This is a genomic window from Elstera litoralis (genome assembly GCF_000963705.1).
Classification (GTDB): Bacteria; Pseudomonadota; Alphaproteobacteria; order Elsterales; family Elsteraceae; genus Elstera; species Elstera litoralis.
This window is the reverse complement of the sequence record NZ_LAJY01000612.1, coordinates 1-1,982: the sequence shown is the minus strand read 5'-3', so window position 1 is coordinate 1,982 and position 1,982 is coordinate 1. Positions and strand designations below refer to the sequence as shown.

The following is a 1,982-nucleotide window of genomic DNA, read 5'->3' as shown; positions in this document are numbered from 1 at the left end:
ATCCGCCGCAATCTCCTTCAATTCTTTATTCACCTGGTTCTCAACTTTCGAGAATTCTTTATCAAAATTAGCTAAGCTTTGCATTTTGAGCTGATATTCTCTTTCTTTTGTCTCCAGCGCATTCTCGGCTTTTGTCATCGTCAGTTCGGCCGTAATGACTGTCCCGACGAAATCTATTTTTTTGACCATTTCAGCGCGGGTTTCAATGGCGTGTGCAACATCCTGAAGCAGGTCGGCTCTTTTTTTCTTGAATAATCAGATTATTTTGAATTTGAGAACGCTTTTTAACCTCTTCCGGACTCTCCATTTCCTTTTGCCATTGACCAATTTTATTCCGAACTTCTTTTTCTTCAACCGCCAGATTTTTCAATTGATCGGCATTTTTCTGGGACGCGGGTTGGGCGGCAACTTTAGCCTTCAACTCAAGAACTTCTTTTAATTTATCTTCCATCTCATCGGCGCGTTTTTCGACCTGCTGATTATATTGATCGGCGCTTCTTTGGGCATCACTCCGGCCAAGGGTTGCTCGCTGCGCCACTTGCTTCGCCTCGGCGGCATCCTGTGCCAAATCGCGCTGTAACGTATCCGTGAGCATCCCACCAGCACTAGCCGCGATAGTTTTTATCGCAGTTTCGACGTCTTTGATCTCCTTATCGGAGCCGACGGTATGCGTATTGTCGAAGAGTTGCAGGCCAAGGTCGAGCTTGAGCGAGGCCCCGGCGATCCCAATCGCAATTTCGCCGCCAATCTCCAGTTTCAGCTTGCCGCCGTCGTAAGTGGCGCCGCCGGTAACGCCCTGGGAAAAGGCACCGGGGGAGATGACGCCGGCCGAAACTTTACTGGTGGCGGTATCATTCCCGACCTCAGCGGTCACGCCCGCCCGATAGGCTGCACCCGCCGTTGTGACGGTCTTCATCTTGGCCCCACCGGCCCCTAGGGTTCCTTCCGCTCCAGCTTCGGCCGAGATTTCGGCCTTCGCGTAAGCGGTTTGCTTGACCTTAGCCCCGTCGCCGAAAGTGTCGGACGTGTAGCGCTGTTCGACGCTGCTCTCAACGCCGGCTTTCGCGCCCACCGTGCCCTTCAGGGAACCGTTTTCGACACCGACGGCCACGCCGACTTTTCCGGATATGGTCGTGGCCGTCTCAATCTCAACGTTTTTGCCGAGGTCAAAGGTCGTAGAAACGCCCGCCCCAACCGTCGCGCCTGCCCCTACCCCGGTGGGGCTTGCCGTCGCGTTCGCCGCCGCGCTGATCGTATATTTATTCGTAACGATGACATCGCCTAGAGTGCCCTGCTGGGTGTGGCCTGCGGAAGCACCGGCCGACGCAGTGGCCGTGCCATTGACCACCCCGGCCGAGGCACTGGCTTGGGTTGTACCAGTATGCTGAAATTCTGGCGCGGCATCAGTGGCGGCACCGATATTCGCTTCTTTCGATTCTTCTTTCGGTTTGCTGACGCCGACAATGCCACCGGCAATTCTATCCAAAATTTCAACCGGCAATTCGGACTCGTCGACCAGAAACAAATTTTGACTGGTTGTCTTGAGATCGCGCTTTGCCAATTGTATCACCTGTGAATCATACTGTTGGGGCGGGCTGAACGTTTCTGAGCAGGAAATAACACAAATGTCCCCGTGACTAAAATAGCGCATTAGCGATAAAAAAGCGAAAACTATGAGGATGACGACCTAATGCCCGAAAATTTGCGTCTAAACCTATCGAAAAGGCCGTCACCTGCCCTGGGCTCCAGCCTCATGACCTGCCCCAGAACTTAATAATCTCTCTCGTTCACCAAATTGTTGCTTGCTAGAATTTACTTAGGCCTGATGACGTCAAGATGCCTTAACATTAAAAATCACTAGATCAGAGAATATTTAAAAACAATTTTTTTAGAGATTATATTATCGATTAAAGTGCTGTTTTCGATATATTTATTATCAATTTAGGTAAGGCGGTCGTAACTGTTCGCCAAACGATTTCCAA

The 1,982-nt window shown here is 51.0% G+C and carries 1 protein-coding gene; it reads right to left on the bottom strand.

Annotated features, from left to right (window positions below; all coding sequences use genetic code 11):
- Nucleotides 1–202 precede the first annotated feature (202 nt).
- Nucleotides 203–1,561: an autotransporter outer membrane beta-barrel domain-containing protein gene (locus VZ95_RS18210; RefSeq protein WP_045777119.1), complete on the bottom strand. Its 1,359-nt coding sequence runs from the start codon at nucleotides 1,559–1,561 to the stop codon at nucleotides 203–205.
- Nucleotides 1,562–1,982: the final 421 nt, after the last annotated feature.